General features: G+C 36.5%; 1 pseudogene. It reads left to right on the top strand.

Features of this window, described 5'->3' with window-relative positions:
* Positions 1-418 precede the first annotated feature (418 nt).
* A pseudogene (locus tag AAV96_RS17845) lies at positions 419-4,944 on the top strand (hypothetical protein); the annotation flags it as partial.

Here is a 4,944-nt window from a genome sequence, read left to right on the forward strand (position 1 = left end):
TCATGATTGTTTTTGTAAAATATAACTTTTATTCTTGCTCTAAGCTAATTCCTATATTTTACTTTTAGATAGGTATGTTTTTTAATTTGTGTTTTTGGTTAAATTTTACTGATTTATTACTTTTTGCAGACTATAAAAATACTTATAATTTTATTTGAAGTTGATTTTTGATTAGAGATTTATTTTAATTTTTAAGCTTTTTAATGGTTTTTAAAATTTTATGATGATTTATCTATAAAGCATAAAATATTTTTAATTTAATCATTTAAAAATAAAATAAAAAATATTAGACTAATTCGTCTGTCTAGATTGTTATGATATTGAAATATATATAATAAGTTAACCTTTATTGGGAAGACTTCCTTGTTCTTTCAAACTAGATAAATTTGCTTTTAAAAAATAAAAAAGAGGTTGTGTCATGGTTGCGATTATTTCTGGAAATGGCTTTGGTTTATTGAATAGCTCATTTAATAATCTGGGTAAAAACGGGGTACAAGGCAACGCAAACTCTGGACAATCTCAGCTCCAAAATTACGTCAATATTGCAGATGGTAATCTTATTATTCGTCAGTTAGATCAAAGCCTATCTGCGATTGGTAAAGACATCCAGTCTATTCAAACCTACAACTCCAAAGGCGTGCTTAGTGGTGATATACAATGGGGTGGAGAAAGAAGTCGTCGACTCGTATTGGTTGGTGATCTTAATGTGGCAGGCAGTAAAATTCTGATTACAGCAGAAGATGGACACCAAATCACATTTAACTTTAGTTCAACCAATAATTATATCTCTACAGAAGGTGATGGAGCTTACGATAAGCTTAGTATAAATGGAAATACATGGACGGTGACTGATGGCGCAAGCTTGGCAAAAGAAGTCTATGAGTATAATCCGACTTTAAAAACAGGACGTTTAATTGCTGTTCAAGACAATAATGGAACTAACCTTGCCTATAGCTATGATGCCTTAGATAGATTAGTTTCAATCAAAGATTTAAATAGTACAACATTAAATGAACTGATTTATAACTATGATAGTACAAGCAATCGTATCAAACGTATTGATACCAAAGCCAATGGTGTCACTAGCCAAAAAGTTTATTATGAATACGATGGCTTAAATCGTTTATCCAAAGTCATTACTGATTTAACCCCAACAGATAACAGTATTACAGACCAGAATGTATATACCACCACCTATGGTTATGAGCTCAGTACGAGCCGAATTAGCTCGATTACACAAAGCGATGGTACATCAGTTCAATTTAGCTATGAACTTGATACTGTAACGAATACTTACCGAGTTAAAACAGTTCGAGATAATCAGGGTTTAACTACATTCACCTATGCTGCGAATAAGACCACGGTAACGAATAGCCTCAATGAAGTATGGGAATACAACTACGATGCTAATCAACAATTAATCAGTATTAAAAACTCAAACGCAGAAGTGTCATCATTTAGCTATGACAACCAAGGCAATGTCACCAGTATTATAGATAACGAAGGGAATAAGCTGACATACCGCTATGATAGCAACGGCAATTTAATTGAAGAATATAACCATGTAGGTAAGGCTGTTAAATACAGCTATATCAATAATTCCCAACTTGCGACCATTACAGAATTCAGTAGTTTAGCCACAAAAGATGCCAATGGTGCTTGGATATTACCGACAGGTGATGCACAAAATACCAATTCTATCTATGACAGTTCACAGCGACTGCGCTATGTCATTAGCAGTGAAGGTAGTGTGATAGAATATCTTTATAACGAAAAAGGTCAATTGACTGGAAAAGCAAGCTACCAAAACCAATATAACATTGCGAGCGGATCAGCATTTGCAACGGTAGAAACATGGTCTAAAAAGAATGTGAGAAATCAACTCACAAGCTATGAATACGATGTGTTAGGTAATCTAAAAAGAGAAACAAGCCATAGTTCGATTAATAAAAGTGTCGATGTATCAGGTATTGTCAATAATCAGGGGGTGTTTGAAGATGCAACACAACTGGTTGATTATGTCTACGACTCAAGAGGTTTGCTACTCCAGAAAATTATTCGCCATGGTGCAGATCGACAAACGGCCGTAGCGACAGCGGCTCAGGCGATCCAAACATACACTTATGATGGTTTAGGTCGAGTTTTAACAGAGGTCAGTGCGACTGGTACCACAACGTATAGCTATGCAGCGGGTAAAATTACTGTTACCAATGCAGCGAATTTAATCACGACACAAAGCTTTGATAATTATGGACGATTATTAAATAGTGTGCAGTCTGCGACTAATCAATCAGATCGAATGACGACCTATACTTACGATGAAGTTGGTCGATTGGTTTATAGCAAACAGTCTACAGGAAATGAACAATACAATTTCTACGATAAAAAAGGTAGATTGGTCGGTGTTGTTGATAGTTCAGGTTTACTAATCGAATATGTTTATAATAAGAATGATCTACAAACCAAAGAAATCCGTTATGCCAATGCTGTCAATACAACTGGTTGGCTGGTCAATAATAGTGTAACTAAAAAACGAATCGAAGATATTCGCCCAGCAGTGAACACTTTCGATCGCGTGATTGGGAAGAGTTATAACACCAGCAATCAGCTGGCTACGGTTACTCAAGCCAATGGTCTAGTGACAGAATATAGCTACGATACTTTTGGTAATATTATTCAAACAAAAACAGGCGACCGAATCAGTCGTTACTTCTATAACAAAGATAATCTTCAGGTCGGCGCTTTAGATGCTGAAGGTTATTTTACTGAGACAATTTATAATTCAATTGGTCAACAAATTCAGGTTAACCGACACAGTAAATTAACGACAGAGAGTTTACGTGCTGCAGGAACATTAGCTCAGTTAAAACCAATAGGCGCAGATAATACAACGCGTAGTACCTTGTTTTTTTATAATGCTCAAAGTCAGTTGGTTGGTTCTATTGATGAAAAGAACTTTATTACTGCCTATATTTACGATGAAAAAAATAACACAGTTACAACACGCCAGTATTCAACTGCGACAACAGCAGTGCTTAGTAATACTATGGTATGGGCAGATTTTATTGCCACAATTCCAGTCACCAATACCTATCAAGAAACGATTAAATACTATGATAATCAAGGACGATTAACCAAGTTAAGTGATACACGCCAAGGCATTACCAGTTATGAATACGATGCAGCAGGTCGAATCATTACTGAAAAACTTGCGACAGGCAGTGCAAATGAAAGACAAACTAAGACTCGTTATAACGCTTTTGGAAATGTCACGCATGTTTTATCAGGTGAAGTGATCAATGAAATTAAAGCTGGCATGACGGCCACAGAAATTGATCAAGTCTATGAACAATATGGAGTTAAATCTTACTACGATGCAGCAGGTCGCAAGACTCATGTTCTCAATGCAGCGGGTCAATTAACAACCTTCTATTACGACAAAGTGGGACGCTTAACCCATCGTATTAATGCCGAAGGTAATGTTGTTGAGACGAACTATACTTTATTCGGTGAAGTAAAAAATACGACCCAATATGTAAGTAGTTTGTCTAAGACGGATGTAAATGTAACTGATCGAGCTGGGGCCGCGATTCCTGATGCATTGGCCAATGCAGTAGGTGTGGGCAAACGCTTAAAAGGTGGAGAGTTAACCACAACTTTCACCAATTTAGTCACTGCGATTAAGACTGCTGCAAAAGATAAAGTAGATGCATTTGAATATGACAAGTTAGGGAATATCAGTAAAAAAATTGATGCTGAACTTAGAGGTATTGACTATGTTTATAACCTCTATGGTGAATTAGAAAAAGAAACAAGACAAGTCACGCTGAATGGTGTTAGAAGAGCGGTTCAAACAGGCTATACCTATTCAAAAAGAGGTGAACTGAAAAGTACTATTTTAGATCAGAATGGCTTAAACCAGACGACGAGTAGTAAAGAATATGATGCCTTTGGTCGTGTGATTAAAGAAACCGATGCAAAAGGCAATATCACGACTTACGATTACAGTTTAGATCAAGGTCGAACGATACAAATTAAATCGGCTAATAATAGCTTATCACAAACGAGTTATGATGCATGGAATCGCATCATCACCGTAAATAATAATAACAATATCATGACGTATAGTTATGATGATAAAGCGAGAACATTAACAGTAAAAAGCCCAGAAGGCTTACAAACACTGACTCGTTACAATGAGTTTGGTGATGTAATTGATTTTATCGAAGCGAATAATGGTAAAACCTCTTACCTATATAATAAAGACGGTCAAAAAATCAGAGACACCAATGCGGGCTGGGCGGTAAATAATTATGTCTATGATAAAAATACAGGCCTATTAAAAGAAACCACCAATGCACTCGGTTTAAAAACAGAATATTTCTATGATGATGCTGGCCGCGTGCAAGCGCAGATCATTAACCTCTCTGCCGCGGAAAAACTTGAAACGCGTTATCGCTATGATGGGCTTGGACAACGTTTAGAGGTGATCGAAGCCTATGGTACGATTAATCAACGTTCTACCCAATACAATTACGATAGAGTAGGACGTTTGCTGTCAGTTGTGCAAGACCCAACAGCACTTGCGGCAACCACAAGCTATATATATGACGAAACAGGACGTCAGATCAGTGTCACGGATAAAGGTATTACCACACAATATAACTATGATGCATTAGGTCGTCGTATTTCAGAGATTCAAGATCCAACAGGTATTGCCTTAAAAACAGAATATCGTTACGACCTAAATGGCAATCTCACCAGAAAAATTGATGCTGCAGGCAATAGCACTTGGTATGTCTATGACAATGTCAATAATTTAAGCTATACCGTAAATAGCTTAGGTGAGACGAGCAGTTTAGTTTATGACCTGAATGGTCGTGTGATTGCTCAATATCGTTATACGACTTTACAAAATGTGAGCACATGGGCAACGAAAGACAT

Source organism: Acinetobacter sp. AG1 (assembly GCF_001005525.1).
Classification (GTDB): Bacteria; Pseudomonadota; Gammaproteobacteria; order Pseudomonadales; family Moraxellaceae; genus Acinetobacter; species Acinetobacter modestus.